The organism is Blautia faecis (assembly GCF_027662325.1).
GTDB classification, from domain to species: Bacteria; Bacillota; Clostridia; order Lachnospirales; family Lachnospiraceae; genus Blautia_A; species Blautia_A faecis.
Genome location: NZ_JAQDKY010000029.1, coordinates 1 through 16428, shown reverse-complemented (window position 1 = coordinate 16428; position 16428 = coordinate 1). Strand labels below are relative to the sequence as shown.

Below are 16428 nucleotides of genomic sequence, written 5' to 3'. Positions count from 1 at the left end.
GCGTTTGCTGCGCAAACTTAATTCTCGGGTTTTCTGTGAACTTTGTTCACAAAAAACACCTCGCGGAACGTTATCAGTGAACAGTAACATTCATTACTCAACAGAAATAATGTAATAATAAATCGGCTGTCCGCCCATATTTACCTCTACTTCGCAGTCCGGATATGCTTCCTCCAGCTCTGCGGCAAGGCTCTCGGCATCCTCTTCTGTGGTCTCAGCACCGTAGTAAATGCTGATCACCTCAGAATCCTCGTCTACCATAGCTGCCACCATCTCTTTGGCAACATTCTCACGTCCCTTGCCTACTGCAAGAATTCCGTGATCACCGATTCCCATAATATCGCCCTCGTGGATTTCTTTCTCATCCAGTCTGGTGTCGCGGACTGCGTATGTTACCTGTCCGGTCTTCACCATGGATACAGCCTCCATCATGGCTTCCAGATTCTCTTCTCCGTTCATTTCCGGCTGGAAGCTGATCAGAGCTGTGATTCCCTGCGGAATCGTCTTGGTAGGAACTACCACGATTTCTTTGTCCTCGGTAAGGTCTCTCGCCTGGTTTGCAGCAAGAACAATATTCTTATTATTCGGGAAAATATAAATAGTATCTGCATTTACTTCAGCGATGGCATTGAGCATGTCCTCTGTACTTGGGTTCATGGTCTGACCGCCCTCGATGATATAATCTACATTCAGCTCTTTAAACAGGGTGGAGAGCCCTTCTCCGACGGAAACACTGATAAATCCGTATTTCTTATGCTCTTTGGCGGCTTTCGCAGCAGCTTCCTTCTTCTCCTGTTCTTCCTGCTCCCGTGCAAGCTTCTCGGCATCCTTGATCAGCTTCTCCTGGTGTTCCTCACGCATGTTATCAATCTTCATGCGGGAAAGTGCACCGTAGGTAAGCGCTTTCTCGAATGCCTGGCCAGGATGATTGGTGTGTACATGTACTTTCACGATTTCATCATCTGCTACCAGTACAATGGAATCACCAATTGATGTAAGGAACTCCTTGAAGCTGTGAAGCTCCTCATCTGGAAGAGGCTTGTTCAAAAGAATGATGAACTCCGTGCAATATCCAAATTTGATATCCGCTTCTGCCTGCTGGGAGATCCTGGTCACTGCCGGACCGGAAGATACTTTCTCAAATGCAGAATAGTCGATTTCTTTTCCAAGATAACCATCAAATGCACCACGGAAAACTTCTAGAAGTCCCTGTCCGCCTGAGTCTACTACACCTGCTTCTTTCAGGACAGGAAGCATTTCCGGTGTGCGGGCAAGTGTCTTCTCAGCATGCTCGAAAATGGCACGGAAGAAAAGCTCCAGATTCGCAGATTCCTCTGCAATCTCAGCAGCCTTTACTGCGGCCTCACGTGCTACTGTAAGAATGGTACCTTCCTTCGGCTTCATAACCGCTTTGTATGCAGTCTCTACAGCCTTCTCCATAGCAGCTGCGATCACAACTGCATCCATTTCTTTATGTCCCTTGGTTCCCTTGGTAAAGCCTCTGAGAAGCTGGGAAAGAATAACGCCTGAGTTACCTCTGGCTCCACGCAGGGAACCGGACGAAATAGCCTTGGCGAGTGTCTCCATATCAGGATCTGTAAGACTGCTTACCTCTGATGCAGCTGACATAATAGTCATTGTCATATTCGTACCGGTATCTCCATCCGGAACCGGGAATACATTCAGCTCGTTGATCCATTCTTTCTTCGCTTCCAGGTTCTTGGCTCCTGCCAGAAACATTCTGGAAAGTATCTTGGCATCTATGGTCTGTCTATCCACCACAAGTTTCCTCCTCTAATCCTAATCTATTGCACGAACACCTTCTACGTAAATGTTGATCTTCTCAATCTCCATTCCTGTAAAAGCCTCGACTTTATATTTCACATTGTTTACAAGATTATCTGCAATAGTGCTGATATTCACACCGTACGCCACGATTACATGAAAATCAAGGCGAATCTTATTATCTTCTGTGATCTTAACATTTATACCATGCTGTAAGGAATCTCTCCTGAGCAGCTTTACAAGGCCGTCCTTCATGCTGACAGCGGCCATACCGATAATACCAAAACATTCTACTGCAACGCTTCCTGCATAAGTCGCGATTACATCCGTATCAATAATGATCTGGCCAAGGCCGGAATCTATACGTCCCTTCATATGGTTTACCTCCATTAATTTGATTTTCAAAATGTATATACCATATTATACCCTTTTTTCATTCATAACACAATGTCCAATTTTAGCACGCATCCACGCAAATAGCAAATTTATTTTAAATTGTTTTAAAATTTTCCTTTTTTTGCTTGCAAAATGTTTTTCCATCTGTTAGAATATGAACTGTTGAAAAAAAGCGTCAAGGAGGTGCTATCATGGCTAAATGCGCAATTTGTGAAAAAGGTGCTCATTTCGGAAATAATGTGAGTCATTCCCATAGAAGATCCAATAAGATGTGGAAATCAAACGTGAAATCCGTTAAGGTTAAAACTGAAGGCGGAGCTAAGAAAATGTACGTATGTACTTCCTGCTTAAGATCCGGAAACGTTGAAAGAGCCTAAGAAACACCTGCCCTCACAGTTTTGTGGGGGCTATTTTTTTGTTTCCCGAATAAGCATTTTCTAAGTGTGTTTGAAAATCATTCCCGCAAAGTGTGGCGCACATTTTGCAGAAAGCCTTTTTTCAACAAACTCCAGAGCAGCTTCTCCCAGACAGATATTATTTTAATAAATGGATAGTTACATAAAATGTAAATGGGTATGAAAGGATTCGCTGATAATCTTTTCATACCCATTTTATTTACAAAATAAATGATAGCCACACAGCATACACAAAGCTGCTGCAATCAGAAGTGCGGTGGTCTCGGAGACAAGCAAGCCGATCACCATTCCAAGTCCGATGAAAAACAGCATAAAACCAAGAGCTTTTCCCATAATTCATACAGCCTTGCCTCTTTGGTTTAGTATATTTTATGCTGAAATGCCACATCTGAACACATTAACTTCTAAAATAACCGCCTGCAGCTTTTATAATCAGTTACTCGATCAGACACGATCTAGTTCTCTTCAGAATCTACAGTTTCATCCGCGCTGTTATCTCCGCCAGGTGCGAAGCGGTTTACAAAGTCAGGAACCATATCCAGAACTTTAGTAAGACCATCCTGGTTCTTTACGTTTACAAGCTTGGTGGTACCATTCTGGATTACCAGAACTGCGCATGGGGTCATCTTTCCGGCGAGACCTCCGCCGCCATTGTTCTTTTTATCACCTGCAAATGCACCAGCGCCTACACCAAAGGATACATCCACCAGGGGAAGTATAATGGTGTCTCCTACATGGATCGCATCTCCTACCACTGTCTTCGCAGATACAAATCCATCCATTCCCTTAAACAGGGAGCTTACGGTTTCTTTAAAGTTGTTTTCGTTTTCCATTTCTAGTCCTCCTTATGCTTCCATCGGTTGATAACGTATTTTATATTTTTATTGAAGTAAATCTCTATTGCTGCCTTGATAAGCACAATGCCATAAATACGACCTTTCAGAAATACATTTCCAGTCAGCTGGTTCTCTCCATCAAAAAGCGGATTCACATGAATCCTGTTCTTGTGAAATGGAAAGGTCATACCAAGCACTGCCAGAACTGTCCCGGTAATGGCCGGATCATCGCATCCAAAAGTAACATCACCTTCCAATTTCGTTGGAAGTACATGATGGAGCAGACCTTTTGCATCTTTCCATATAAGAGAAATTGCAGCCTTGGTCCGTTCATTGGTAAGAAATTCTTTCCACCAGCCAAGCTTATCTGTGATTCCTGAAATTGTTTTCTTTATATTTTTAATTTTCTCAATTATACCTTTAATTATTGAAATAACCTTATTCCACAGATTACCCGGGAATCGGATTATTTTGCTTAGTATTTCCCAAATACGCGTAATTAAGCCGGACTTTGAAGCAGATTTGATATTTTCTTCCTGCTTCTCTGCTGATGGCTTCCCTGTCTGCGGTTCTGCTGTATTATTTTCCAACAGCACCGCCTCAGTTTTTGGCGCATGATCTTGAAAATTCTCTGCTGCATGTGCTTCAGGCTGAGATGCTTTCTTCTCAGTTTCTATGCGAGACTCTGCCATCTGCTTAGTTTTCTCTTCAGCAACAGCATTACTCACATTCGACTCTTCACCAGAAGCTTCTTTTACATCTGGCTTTTTTGTTCTGTTCTCCTGAGATATTCCCTTCGTTTGCGCAGATTTCTTTTTCCTCTTCTTTGCCTTACTCCTGGAGGTTTGGCTGACGGAGTTCTTTCTTCTGCCGCCTTTTAGCTTCTTAAGCCAGCCTTTTATAGTTTCTAATGAAACTCCAAAAAACAGGACCACCAGCTTTCCTTCTCCATTATGAAAGCAAAACCTGACGCCTATGACGTGGAACAGCCAGGTAATTCTGGCTTCCAGTTCTGTCTCCTTGAAGCTGCCGGTCTCCTTCACAGCCCTCGCCTGGTAGCGTACCGGGCAGAACAACAGAAGAAGCACTGCCAGAAGCGCAAGTCCCAGCAGGATTCCCAGTATGATCAATATAAACTTTATGAGGATCCACAGTATATGTAACATGCGCTCACCTGTTCTTAAAATATTCTTTTACCTGAAATGCACCTGTCTCCCCGTAAATATTCTTCACAATATCTACTGCCAGATCAATGGCTTCGTCTTTTCCCTTCGCCATACCAACAATCTCAGGACATCTGGCATAATAGCTCTTCTGGATCAGCATGTAGGACGGTACAATTTCAAGAAGATTTCCCGGATTCTCAGACAATGTGACCAGATAAACACCAAAAGCCACCCTGCCTGCGTCAATCCTCCTCCGTGCTTTTGCCGCGTCTTTGATTCCTTCTCCCACATAATAGTCTTCTCGCCATTTCAGCATATTCGGCACAACTCTCCTTTGTTATTACTGCTTGACATACACCTTTTGTTATATTAATGATTCCCTTCTCTGGAAATTTTAAACATTTTGCAACTATTCCGCAAAGCATTTCTTGTGAACCTCGTTCACAGAACGAACCTGTCAGATGCTAGAGCGTGTTTGAAAAAGGCTTTCGGCAAGATGTGCGTCACAATTTGTGGGAGATTTTGTCCGGAGGAGGGCGCCGTAGCAGGCTACGGCTACCGAATTCGGGCAAAATATACCGCAAAGTGGGGCGTGCAGATTGCGGGAATGCTTTTTCAAACAGGCTCTAGCAACATTATCATATAATAAAGGCTGCGTAAATCAGCTACGCAGCCTTTATTCTCCCCATGAATCAGAAATATTTCTGCTGCCTGTCCCATAATCCGGCACTTCGCAGTTCCAGATATTCCTGGTACGCCTTCTCAACGATCTGCTTCTCGTTTGCAAAACGAAGCAGATGGTAAATCTCGTGAAACTTGTAATACCCGGAGTCCACGAAAAATTCCTCTCTTTGAGGCTTGCTATGATAATTATCCGCCGTCATAAGATACCAGTGTACCTCTTTATTGACCATGTCTTCCGGCACTGTGAAATTGTACTGGCTCTTGCCTACATACTTCACAATGGAAGCTCTGACATCAGCTTCCTCCTTCACTTCCCGCAATGCGGTCTGCTCATGAGTCTCTCCTGGCTCTACGGTTCCTTTCGGTAAAACCCAGCCTTCGTAACGGTTTTTGTAAGATTTATATAGTGCAAGAATCTTACCTCGATGAATTACCACACCGCCACAGCTCGTTGCTTCTATCATGCTGCAATCCTCCTGTAATGCGTGTGTTTTCTAAACTGTATATAGTATACCTCTTTTTCAGAAAACTGGCAACAGGGAATATCATATAGATTGCTGTTAGCTGGCGTGATAAGCATCAAAAATCTGTCCCGCAATCGGAACTGCTGCCTCACTGCCGGAACCGCCATTCTCCACGATCACGGCAACCACCAGATCCGGATCATCCACATTGGAATAGCCGATAAACCAGGAATGGCTGTGTCCTTCCTCGTCAAACTCTGCGGAACCAGTCTTACCTGCTACTGTATAGCTTCTGCCGGAAAGTGCGGAAGCTGTACCGGAATCAACCACCTGTTTCATTAATTTGCCAAGAAGATTGGCCTCATTGGAACTCATCAGCCGTTTATAAGCTACCGGTTCTGTCTTTTTTACTGAATCGCCATTGTCATTTACCACCTCGTCAATAAGATAAGGTTTCATCAGAACACCGTCATTTGCAATGGCACAGGTGATCAATGCCATATGCATAGGAGACACAAGAGTATTGCCTTGTCCAATGGCAGTCTGCATGATCAGAGGCGTTACGGAATCTGCATCAAGGGAAAAGCTGCTGGTTCTGTAGGAGTTCAGAGGCAGACTCTTGTTAAACAGAAGATTCTCCGCAGTCTCGCGAAGAGACGCACCCCCAAGACCAACTCCAATATCTGCAAATGCACAGTTACAGGAATTTGCAAATGCAGAATAGAAATTCTCCTGCCCGTGAACTGTATTGTGATAACAGTGGATCGTGTGATCCTGCAAGGTGATACTTCCCTCACAGAGATAATTGTATCCCTCAAAAGTTCCTTTTTTGCGGAAATAGTCAAGTGCAGTCACAACCTTGAAGGTGGAACCTGGCGGATATGCACCATTTGTGGCTCTGTTCAGAAGACTGCTGTCATTCTCGTCGTTTACCAGATAGTCCCAATTATCCCCAATGGTATTGGGATCAAAATCAGGCTTGCTCACTTCTACAAGCCTTTTTCCGGTAGATGGTTCCATTACCACAACAGCCCCTCTTCTGTCACCCAATGCATTGTATGCAATGCTCTGAAGATTGGCATTCAGGGTAGATACAACCGTATCTCCTGTATTTTTCTCATTAAGGAACTGATTCTTCATCTGCGTCAGAAAAAAGGAATGGGAAGTCAGAAGGGTAAAGTTCGCCTCTGATTCCAGACCGCTTTTTCCATTGGTATCATAACCCACAACATGGGAGAACATATTGGAATATGGATAATTACGTGTCTCAGTTCCATCCTCACTTACATTGGTCTGCGCCAAAATCTGTCCGTCAGAAGACAGGATCTTACCTCGTACTACACGGTCGGAAAAGGAATCCTGTCTGGTATTGTAAGGGCTGTTAATAAAATCATCGCTTTTAAAGCCATCGAAATAAATCAGATACCCGATCATACTGATAAAAATAATCCCAAAGAAGATGGAAACAAAGGTATATTCTTTATTTCTGGCTTTGCGCTTTTTAGTAATCTCTTTCTTCCGCTGCCTCAACAGCTCTCTGTCTCGCTCTCTTTGCTGCCTCTCGTCGATGTCTCTCAATTTCTTCGTCCTCGTCCTCTCTATAAATATACAAGCCCTGGATAATAGCGATCATCAAAATCATACACATAATGGAACTTCCTCCATAGCTGACCAGAGGAAGAGTCACACCTGTCATAGGTATGAATTTGGTAGCACCTCCAATGGTAAGGAACACCTGAAACGCATATTCCGCACCAAGACCAATGGCGATCAGTTTATAAAATGGATTCTTGATCTGCAGGGCAATCTCCACGATAGTAAGGAAAAAGCTCATACACACAAAGATCAGGCAGATGGCAAAAATCCCGCCAAGCTCCTCGCAGATCGCACTGAAAATAAAGTCGTTTTTTACAACCGGAATTTTCTCCGGAGAGCCCTGGCAAAGTCCCATTCCAAACCATCCGCCTGTACCAATGGCAAACAGGGACTGTACAATCTGGTATCCTTCATTCTGATAAACTGCCATAGGATCTTTCCACGCACTGACACGCTGCCTTACATGACCAAACAGGTGATATGCCACTACAGCGCCTGCTGTACCGCCTGCAATTCCAATGCAAAGGTATGCCGGCTTCCTGGTTGATACATAGATCAGCACCAGATAAGCTGCAAAAAAGATTACAGCGCTTCCAAGATCTCTTGAAAGCACCAGGATTCCCACATGGAGACCTGCCACAACAGTAGCCAGCACAACTTTCTTAAAAGTTACCTCTCTTGCCAGAAGGGATGCCATAAAGAACACAAAGGTGAGCTTGATCACCTCGGAAGGCTGGATTCCCATCAGAGAAAGCTTGGCGCCGTAGCTTGTCTGTGCCAGAACAAGAACTGCTCCAAGAAGAACAATCCCAAGCCCTGCATACACCCAGGTAAGATCCTTGAGAAATTTCATCTTGCGGATCATAACCGGGATCACCAGCGCCACTGCACTTCCGCACGCAACGATCAAAAGCTGCTTATTGGCAGAGGCAATATCCAGCCTGCACAGCATTATAAATCCAACGCTTAAAAGCATGCACATATTATTTAAAAGCAGCATAGACGCATTTTTATAAATTCTGCGGTATAAAATAAGGATCGCAGCAAAATATATCATCATTTCTGCATAAAAGATGACAACCTTAAAATCAAAGGTTTTCAGAAAAATCACAACAAATGCGGTAAAATCCAGAAAAAAGGTTAAAGTGATCTGACTTCTTAAAAGTCCTTTCCTGTCTGAAGCGTGTTTCCCCACAACAAGGTAGTAGCACAAAACTGTGTACACGATCATCAGTGTCAGGATCACATATTTGGATAATTCAACAACAATATTAATCATACGCCTTTACTCGGCTCCTCTTTTAAAATGACCTTTTGTAAACTCATATTCGTGAGATACCTGGCTGCCATGATATGCAGCCACAAAGTCTTCCACGATCCGTTCTGTTTCTTCCCTGCTTTCTATGGTAAAAGCCAGTCTTACAGATAAAACACCAAGCTCTTTCACCCTGTCAGCTTCCTTCAAAAGACCGTATGGCAGACTGTTATAAATGATATTATAACACGACTCTGCCGCCTTTGTATTTCCCATTTTCCATGGACGACAATAACAGACTACAGGAAATTCCTTGTCATAACGGTCTTTCAGAACAAGCCTCTCCTCCTGTCCATTGCAGCCGGAAGTATTCTTTCGTACACACTGGGCGCTGTGCATAAGAGGCAGACGGCCGTAGACAATCATCTCGCTGCCTGCATTTTCTCTGTGGCGAAGTTCCTTCTCATTCAGCTCCAGGGGAACTGTATTTCGAAGGATTCCCTGATCTTTCCAGAAACGGATGGCTTCATCATTCCAGGTATACAGGGAGTGATCCAGCACACACTTGTCTGCCAGTCCCATCTGTGCCAGTGCACTGTAGGACTCCAGATTCCGCACAAGAAATCCGCTCAGCCCTGCTTCCAGCCACTTTTTCACCTGCTCCATATAGCCTTCCGGTGGATTTTCTCTTGTTATGTGAGGAAGAGAAAGATACATTTCTTTTCCATTGTCAAGACCTGTCTGCAAATGTTTCTCTATTAATGCGTAAGGAAGATAAATACCCTGGATTCCGTCTTTTTGGCAGAGGACTTCAGAAGCCTCCTCGCTTTCACAGGACACGTAAACCGGAATGTATTCCTCTTTTTTGCGGGGAACATTATCACAGGCCGCAATCGCACTGATTTTTGCCGGCGTCTCCTCCGCAATTCTCTTAACCCGCTCGTCTCCCACGTTTCGCCTGTATTTTTGTAAAAGCTTCTCCTTCAGATCCTCTAATGCCTGATGCCGCGCTTCATTTAAAATCTTCATGGGAACAAAAACGGAATCTTCCATATAAATTTCCAGTTTTTCCCATATAAATGAGGTGTTTCCCAGCTTGTCCATCTGCTGACGCACCCGCTCTTCCGTTACCGGCTGGCTCTTTGCGTATTGTACTTCTCCAACACATTCATATGCATCTTCCCCCTGACAGGAAACATGAAGAAGAACCGGAGAACCGGGGACAAGGTGAAGTTCGCCTGTAATTTTCTCTTTCAGCTGCTTCGTTTCCAGAAAAACTTCCCCCGTTTTTTTCTCATTTGTAAATGCCATCATCTGAGGACCATTTCCCATCTGATAGTAGCCTGTACAGGAACCGCCTCTATTAAACAGATCCAGAAGATATTTTTTATCTTTTTCTGTCACGTGATAATTCGCAGGTCCTTTTTCAAAAAGAAAATCCAGATATTTCCGATACATACCGGTAACGCCAGCAGTGTAAGCCGGCTGCTTCATTCTGCCCTCTATTTTCAGAGAGGTAACTCCCGCTTCTATAATTTCAGGTAAAATTTCAATGGTACAGATATCTTTCAGGCTTAACGGGCAGAATTCTCCTTTTCCATACTCTTTTGCCCTGAAATTCTTCACCTGGTATGGCAGACGGCAAGGCTGGGCACAACGACCTCTGTTTCCGCTTCTGCCTCCCAAAAGACTGCTCATCAGACATTGTCCTGAATAGCTGTAGCAAAGTGCTCCATGGACAAAAGCCTCTATCTCAATTGGGCAGGCTTCATGCATACGGGAAAGTTCCTGAAGGGAAAGTTCTCTTGCAGCTACCACCCGGGTCGCCCCCTGATCTGCCAGGAATTTCATTCCTTCCGGACCAGTTACAGTCATCTGCGTGCTGGCATGAAGGTGAAGTTTCGGAAATTCTTTTTTCAAAAGGGAAAATACTCCCATATCCTGGACGATCACTGCATCCAGGCCTGCATTGTAGTATGGTTCCAGATAGGAAACCAGTTCTTCTTTTAATTCTCTATTTTTTAACAGGGTATTGACCGTAAGATACAGCTTCTTACCATGAATATGCGCCACATCAATGGCGCGAAGAAGCTCTTCTTCGTTAAAATTCTGGGCATATGCTCTGGCTCCGAACATTGCACCGCCTACGTACACAGCGTCCGCACCTGCTCCAAGTGCAGCTTCAAAGCCTTCGTAGGAACCGGCAGGAGCCAGCAATTCTATGTTATTAGGATTCAAAGTTTGTCCTCCAATTTTTATGAGAATTTAAGGTTTCTTCAATGAAAACAGCCTCCACAATTCACAGCTTTTTCCTTTATGTATAGCAGGCCTAAATCTGCAAATTGCGAAAACGTTTTTTACACACTTTGATAAAGGAAAAGAGGAATCACCTAAGCAATCCCTCCTGCTATTATTTCAGCATTTCATCCAGTTCTTTTTCCAGTTCTTTTACTTTACCCTCCAGGAGATTCTTCTCGTCAAGGGCTTCCTGTTCATTCTTCTGTGCCTCTTCAATCTGCATACGAAGAGAAATAAGCTCATGCTTCAGATCATACATCTCCTGATCCTTCTGCTGCAGATCAAGTTCATAAGTCTCCACCTGCTTCTTCGCCTTGAAATAATCGTCGGTAATGTTCAGGCTGAGAAGCATATGCTTGGTCTCCATAGGCTGTCTGCCGTATCCTGGCACAGTCTCCAGCTCTCCTATCTTCTTATTCATATATGATGCAACCTGCTGGAAATATTCCTCTGATTCATATCCTCCAAGGGTAATGATCTTACCCCCGATGATCACCTGTGCTGTATTCTTGACCGCCATTCGTTCAAGCCTCCTGTATCTTTATACTACCAGCTTCTCCTTACACTGTTACCCACAAATAATCCGCTGCTTTTCTTCTATAGACAGTAACCGTATCGCGGAATATTAGCAGAAAACAGCAACTTCATATTGTTACTGTTCACTCTGTGACCAGCAACACAATATGCCCGGAAAAACCAGTCTGTTTATTATCTTTTCGTATTACAATTTATGTAAGCACTCCTATTATAATCGAAAAATGTTGAAAAGTATAGGATTTTTTACAAAAGTTTATCTTTTATATTTCCGGAACAGGAAAACCAAGGTGTTCGTAAGCAAGTGCGGAGGCCATCCGCCCTCTCGGGGTGCGGTTCAGAAAGCCATTTTTCAGAAGGTACGGCTCATACACATCTTCTAAAGTACCGGAATCTTCACCGATGGCTGCTGCCAAAGTGTCAAGTCCAACAGGGCCGCCTTTGAAATTTACAATAAGAGTAGTCAGGATCTGGCGGTCCAGTTTGTCCAGACCATATTGATCTACCTCCAGAAGGTTCAAAGCAAAGCATGCAACATCGTAAGTGATCCTTCCATCATATTTCACCTGGGCAAAATCACGAACACGCTTTAACAGACGGTTTGCAAGACGGGGCGTTCCCCGGGAGCGCATGGCGATCTCTCCGGCACCTTTCACGTCAATTTCTACTCCAAGTACCTGGGCAGAGCGCATGATGATTGTGGTTAGTTCCTTCTTACTGTAAAATTCCAGATGATGAATCACACCAAAACGGTCGCGGAGCGGCGCAGAAAGAAGCCCGGCTCTGGTGGTAGCACCTACAAGGGTAAATTTCGGCAAATCCAGTCGGATCGACCTGGCGGAAGCGCCCTTCCCGATCATAATATCGATGGCGAAATCCTCCATGGCAGGATAAAGCACCTCTTCCACCTGTCTGTTCAGGCGATGGATCTCGTCTACAAAAAGAATATCCCCTTCCTGAAGATTATTCAGAATCGCCGCCATTTCTCCAGGCTTCTCAATTGCAGGGCCGGAAGTCACTTTCATATGCACACCCATTTCATTGGCAATAATACCGGAAAGGGTAGTTTTTCCAAGTCCCGGAGGGCCATAGAAAAGGACATGGTCCAGGGAATCGTGACGCTGTTTGGCAGCTTCAATATATACTTTTAAGGTATTTTTGGTTTTTTCCTGGCCAATATACTCGTCCAGGGTCTGTGGGCGAAGATTCCCTTCCAGAGAAAAATCCTCTTCCATAACATCAGTGGTTATGATACGATTGTCCATTTTTTACCTCTTGAAATTAGTGTTTGCATTTATATACCGGGATGCATTTCATTCACGATAGCACCCTTTGCGAAAAAATTTATGGAATCTAAAAATTCTTCAATGCAGCTTTCAGGATTCCTTCTACATCCGTCGGCTCCACATCTGTCACCTTGCGCACTGCGCGGAGGGCATCTGTACTGCTGTAGCCAAGTGCCACCAGTGCTTCTACTGCTTCCTGTCTGGCATCTGTCATTCCTGCTCCAGCTGCAGCTGTAGTAGCCTGAGCCTGTTCATTGGCAAGCTTCTGCTCAAAGGCTTCTTCCAGACTGAGCTTATCCTTCAGCTCCAGGATCAGCTTCTGGGCTGTTTTTTTACCGATTCCAGGGGCTTTTGACAAAGTTTTCACATCATCGGAAAGAACAGCAAAGCGAAGCTCATCTGCAGTGATTCCTGCCAGAACTCCCAGAGCAGCTTTCGGTCCAACTCCGTTTACACCAAGAAGAAGTTTAAACACCTGTAAATCATCTTTATTGAAAAATCCATAGAGAACCATTGCATCTTCTCTTACCTGAAAATAAGTATGAAGCTTCACTTCCTGTCCAATGTGCAGCTGTGCCAGAGCGTTTCCGGTCATATTTATTTCAAATCCGATGCAATTTGATTCTATGATTGCAGAATTCTCGGTAAGGTCTGCTACTGTTCCTCGGATGAATGAGATCATGGGGAGGACCTCCTGTTTTATCTATTGTAAAGAGTTATATTCGAAATTCTTTGTCATCATACCATATTCCACCGAAAAAAGCAAACATTCATTCGATTTTTTCAAAAAGGACGCGCCGGCAAGCGATATATTTTCTTTTCATAATAATAAAATACTCCTTTCAGTTGCAGGAAGGAAACTTGCGGGCCCTTATTTCCTTGTCCGAAAGGAGTATAGCACTTTAATTTTCAGAAAATAATAGTAAAAGTGTAGTATTATTTTTTCTTTGTAAGAAGCCAGGCACTTGTCAGGGCTGTAAAAGGGGCAACTGTCACAAGCCCGAAGCTTCCAACTACAGTATCCAGTAATTCAGCTGCAACATACTTGTAATTCATAATATTATCAATTGGTGTTCCCTGCGCCATAAACGTCATCAAAAGAGCAATATAACCGCCAGAATAAGCAAGAAGCAATGTGGTAGTCATAGTTCCCATTGCTGCTCTGCCAACATTCATTCCTGATCTGGCTGCTTCTTTCCATCCAATATTCGGCTTTTTACAAATTACTTCATTTACTGCCGAAGTAATATCAACGGACAGATCCATCATAGCACCTGATGCTCCGATAAAAATACCGCTCATATAAATCTGAGAAAGATTCAGATTCTGATAACCAGCGTACAAAAGACTTTCCGAATATGCCATAACTGCTCCGTGAATTTTAAAAGCGTCTGTAAAAATACACCCCATAACACAAGTCACAAACACCCCCAGCAAAGCACCTGAAGATGCAGCCAGTGTTTTTCTGTCAAATCCGTACACCAAAAATATAATAAGAAGAGTAAGAAAGGCAGTCAACGCAATTCCCCACCATATTGGATTCGCACCTTTTAAATAAGCTGGTGTCAAAATTTTCCAGATTGCCAAAATTGTAATGAGAAACGAATATACTGCTCTTAAACCTGTTTTTCCTGCAAACCCGATTAAAAGCAAAACAAATAATCCAGCCAGAATAGCTTCTTTATCCAGACGATAATGGTCACTCATCATAATTGAAAGAATCTTATCTTTGCTATAACTGATTACTACATGGGCAACATCTCCTTTCTGAAATATTTTGTCCGCTTCCAAAGAGCCACTCAGCATATTTACTGCATCTGCAGTCTCATTTTTAAACTTTCCATCAAGTATTTTCACCTTACAATACTGCTCGCCTGACTGAATCAAGCCATTATTAATCACAGAGCTTTCATCTGTGGAAATCACCTTTGCTCTTACTCTGTCTGTTCCCTTATAAATAGCAGCATCCTCATAGCCCGTTGGAAGAACTATGAGGATGAGGATTAACAATATTGCTATTATAGAAACAGAACTTTTTTTAAGTCTGTCTCTTACCATTTATTTTACTCCTGTAATTGCAGCCACTTTATTGAAAATATCGGTATTGTCATAATAGCCTTCAAACTGCTCCTGTCCGGCTCCCATGGCAAATACTTCCACCGGAAGTCCTGTATGTGCATAAGATGCAAAATTAATGCCAGACTTGTTGTTCAGAATATGAGTAATTGTTACAGTAAGTGGTTCATAGCTTCCATACATCAGATATTCTTCCTGACCAAACTCTTCCTCTTCTCCTGTTCTGCTCATTGTTTCCTCATAAGCATTCTGAAGCTTCTGATACTCATAATCTGTCATTACAAGACTTCCCTTATCTTCTTCGCCTTCTGGGTGCACATCCTTGCTGTCAGCCTGATTTGAGGACTCTGTTGTACCAGTAGGTGCCTGCAGACCAAAGAGTTCTGTGATATCAGCCATTACTGTATCAAAATCAGTTTTGTTTTCTTTATATGCCGCTACATAATCAGAATCAAATTTTGCGTAAGAGATTTTCTGATTACTGATATTTGCAAGAAATGTATCATAGTCGGTGCCTGCAAATCCTATGGTAAGACCACCTGTCTCGTGATCACCTGTTACCAAAATCAAAGTTTCGTCTGGATGCTCGTTATAAAAATCAACAGCTTTTCCCACTGCCTCATCCATTGCAACAGTATCTGTAATAGTTGCAGCTGCATCATTTGCATGACAGGCCCAGTCAATTTTTCCTCCCTCAACCATCATGAAAAATCCAGTATCATTATCCAGAACTTCAATACCTTTTTTCACATAGTCAGAAAGACCCCATTCGCCATCTTCCAGATCCATATCATAGCTCATCGCATCGTCATCAGCAAGTGTCTCATCAATTACAATTGCTTTTCCATCTTCTGCAGTAAGATTTTCTGCCTCTGCTTTTGTCTTAATCACTTTATATCCAGCTTCCTGAGCAAGCTCATATAAATCTGTCTGGTCTCCCTCTGAACCAGTTGTTTTCTTAAGACCACCACCTGCAAAATAATCAAAATTACTTGCAATCAGTTCCTGACCAATTTCATAATAGTTATTTCGGGAAGCCTGATGAGCATAAAATGCAGCCGGTGTTGCATGATTTAAGTTTACGGAAGAAAGAATTCCAACCTTATAGCCAAGCTGTTTTTTTAATTTTTCAGCAATTGTCTCATAAGAAGTTTCCATCTTCTCATCCATATTGATGGTTCCACTATAAGTCTTATGACCTGTGGAAATGGAAGTAGCTGTAGAAGCGGAATCAGGACAGAATGAAGTGCTGTCATAGGTCTGCGCAGAGCCTGCTACCGGAAATTTCATCATATTCAGCTTGCTTTCACTTGTAAGAATATCATCTCCATCATCTTCAATTGCATTCAGATAATAGTTTGTTGTCTGAACCTGAGGATAACTCATTCCATCACCAATAAACAAGAAAATATATTTCGGAACTTTTGGTTCATCTGCTGCTGCACCCTGTGCAGGAACCGCACAAGCGGTCATTGCTGCTGCTAATAATAATGCGCTGATCTTTTTTGCTTTCATGTACATTTTCTCCTTCTTTTTCATAAAGCGATTAATTCGAACACGTATGATTTTATACATTATTTGTAAAATCCGCTGTTTTCCCCCTGTTAAATTCCGGTAGAGTAGGCGGATGAAATTT

The 16428-nt window shown here is 43.1% G+C and carries 18 protein-coding genes and 1 pseudogene; 3 read left to right on the top strand and 16 right to left on the bottom strand.

From position 1 onward, the window contains the following. Positions 1-93 precede the first annotated feature (93 nt). Together PGQ38_RS13175 and PGQ38_RS13170 are read right to left on the bottom strand one after the other, a co-directional pair. Entirely contained in the window at positions 94-1740 is a 1647-nt protein-coding gene (locus PGQ38_RS13175) for a DAK2 domain-containing protein (RefSeq protein WP_180006252.1), read from the bottom strand. Positions 1741-1800: 60 nt separating this feature from the next. Then, entirely contained in the window at positions 1801-2160 is a 360-nt protein-coding gene (locus PGQ38_RS13170) for an Asp23/Gls24 family envelope stress response protein (protein ID WP_117851829.1), read from the bottom strand. Between the two features lie 212 nt (positions 2161-2372). Between PGQ38_RS13170 and rpmB the strand changes: the two genes are divergently transcribed. Together rpmB and PGQ38_RS20785 are read left to right on the top strand one after the other, a co-directional pair. Next, positions 2373-2558, top strand: a complete 186-nt coding sequence (gene rpmB / locus PGQ38_RS13165) for a 50S ribosomal protein L28 (RefSeq protein ID WP_118578056.1) — start codon at positions 2373-2375, stop codon at positions 2556-2558. 64 nt (positions 2559-2622) lie between these two features. Further along, a complete protein-coding gene (locus PGQ38_RS20785; protein ID WP_416385884.1) occupies positions 2623-2724 on the top strand; it encodes a DUF6783 domain-containing protein in 102 nt (33 codons plus the stop codon). A gap of 68 nt (positions 2725-2792) precedes the next feature. On the opposite strand, the gene PGQ38_RS13160 is transcribed toward PGQ38_RS20785, so the two are convergent. The 5 genes from PGQ38_RS13160 to PGQ38_RS20100 all read right to left on the bottom strand — a co-directional run bounded on the left by PGQ38_RS13160 (position 2793) and on the right by PGQ38_RS20100 (position 5176). Further along, a complete protein-coding gene (locus PGQ38_RS13160) occupies positions 2793-2930 on the bottom strand; it encodes a hypothetical protein (RefSeq protein ID WP_173715983.1) in 138 nt (45 codons plus the stop codon). A gap of 122 nt (positions 2931-3052) precedes the next feature. Then, positions 3053-3430: a GerW family sporulation protein gene (locus PGQ38_RS13155; protein ID WP_118578055.1), complete on the bottom strand. Its 378-nt coding sequence runs from the start codon at positions 3428-3430 to the stop codon at positions 3053-3055. Positions 3431-3432: 2 nt separating this feature from the next. Then, positions 3433-4599 carry a DUF2953 domain-containing protein gene (locus tag PGQ38_RS13150; protein ID WP_148462002.1) on the bottom strand — a complete coding sequence of 389 codons (1167 nt, stop codon included), beginning with the start codon at positions 4597-4599 and terminating at the stop codon, positions 3433-3435. A gap of 4 nt (positions 4600-4603) precedes the next feature. Then, positions 4604-4915 carry a hypothetical protein gene (locus PGQ38_RS13145; RefSeq protein WP_148462001.1) on the bottom strand — a complete coding sequence of 104 codons (312 nt, stop codon included), beginning with the start codon at positions 4913-4915 and terminating at the stop codon, positions 4604-4606. A gap of 141 nt (positions 4916-5056) precedes the next feature. After that, positions 5057-5176 carry a DUF6783 domain-containing protein gene (locus tag PGQ38_RS20100; protein WP_334304076.1) on the bottom strand — a complete coding sequence of 40 codons (120 nt, stop codon included), beginning with the start codon at positions 5174-5176 and terminating at the stop codon, positions 5057-5059. On the opposite strand from PGQ38_RS20100, the pseudogene PGQ38_RS20095 reads away from it, so the two are divergent. Further along, positions 5135-5245 (top strand): annotated as a pseudogene (locus PGQ38_RS20095) (DUF6783 domain-containing protein); the annotation flags it as partial. The gene PGQ38_RS20100 and the pseudogene PGQ38_RS20095 sit on opposite strands and share 42 nt — an antisense overlap. Positions 5246-5291: 46 nt before the next feature. Here the strand turns inward: PGQ38_RS20095 and PGQ38_RS13140 are convergent. From PGQ38_RS13140 to PGQ38_RS13100, 9 genes are all read right to left on the bottom strand, one after another. Continuing rightward, on the bottom strand, positions 5292-5747 hold the full coding sequence (locus PGQ38_RS13140; protein WP_021925514.1) for an NUDIX hydrolase: 456 nt from the start codon (positions 5745-5747) through the stop codon (positions 5292-5294). A gap of 96 nt (positions 5748-5843) precedes the next feature. Continuing rightward, positions 5844-7325 carry a peptidoglycan D,D-transpeptidase FtsI family protein gene (locus PGQ38_RS13135; protein ID WP_173715982.1) on the bottom strand — a complete coding sequence of 494 codons (1482 nt, stop codon included), beginning with the start codon at positions 7323-7325 and terminating at the stop codon, positions 5844-5846. Then, a complete protein-coding gene (locus PGQ38_RS13130; RefSeq protein ID WP_118578052.1) occupies positions 7249-8622 on the bottom strand; it encodes an FtsW/RodA/SpoVE family cell cycle protein in 1374 nt (457 codons plus the stop codon). Before PGQ38_RS13130 ends, PGQ38_RS13135 begins: the two co-directional genes overlap by 77 nt. Before the next feature lie 6 nt (positions 8623-8628). Next, complete coding sequence (locus tag PGQ38_RS13125; RefSeq protein ID WP_270432064.1) at positions 8629-10836, bottom strand: U32 family peptidase; 2208 nt, start codon at positions 10834-10836, stop codon at positions 8629-8631. 172 nt (positions 10837-11008) lie between these two features. Then, complete coding sequence (locus PGQ38_RS13120; protein WP_021925518.1) at positions 11009-11416, bottom strand: cell division protein ZapA; 408 nt, start codon at positions 11414-11416, stop codon at positions 11009-11011. 277 nt (positions 11417-11693) lie between these two features. Next, positions 11694-12695, bottom strand: coding sequence for a Holliday junction branch migration DNA helicase RuvB (gene ruvB / locus PGQ38_RS13115; protein WP_173715981.1), 1002 nt, complete (start codon positions 12693-12695; stop codon positions 11694-11696). A gap of 88 nt (positions 12696-12783) precedes the next feature. Then, the gene (gene ruvA / locus PGQ38_RS13110) at positions 12784-13398 is read right to left on the bottom strand and encodes a Holliday junction branch migration protein RuvA (protein ID WP_118578051.1); all 615 of its coding nucleotides are present in this window, start codon (positions 13396-13398) and stop codon (positions 12784-12786) included. 254 nt (positions 13399-13652) lie between these two features. Further along, entirely contained in the window at positions 13653-14774 is a 1122-nt protein-coding gene (locus tag PGQ38_RS13105) for a YibE/F family protein (protein ID WP_173773321.1), read from the bottom strand. Further along, positions 14775-16307, bottom strand: coding sequence for an alkaline phosphatase (locus PGQ38_RS13100; RefSeq protein WP_330602878.1), 1533 nt, complete (start codon positions 16305-16307; stop codon positions 14775-14777). Between the last annotated feature and the right edge of the window lie 121 nt (positions 16308-16428).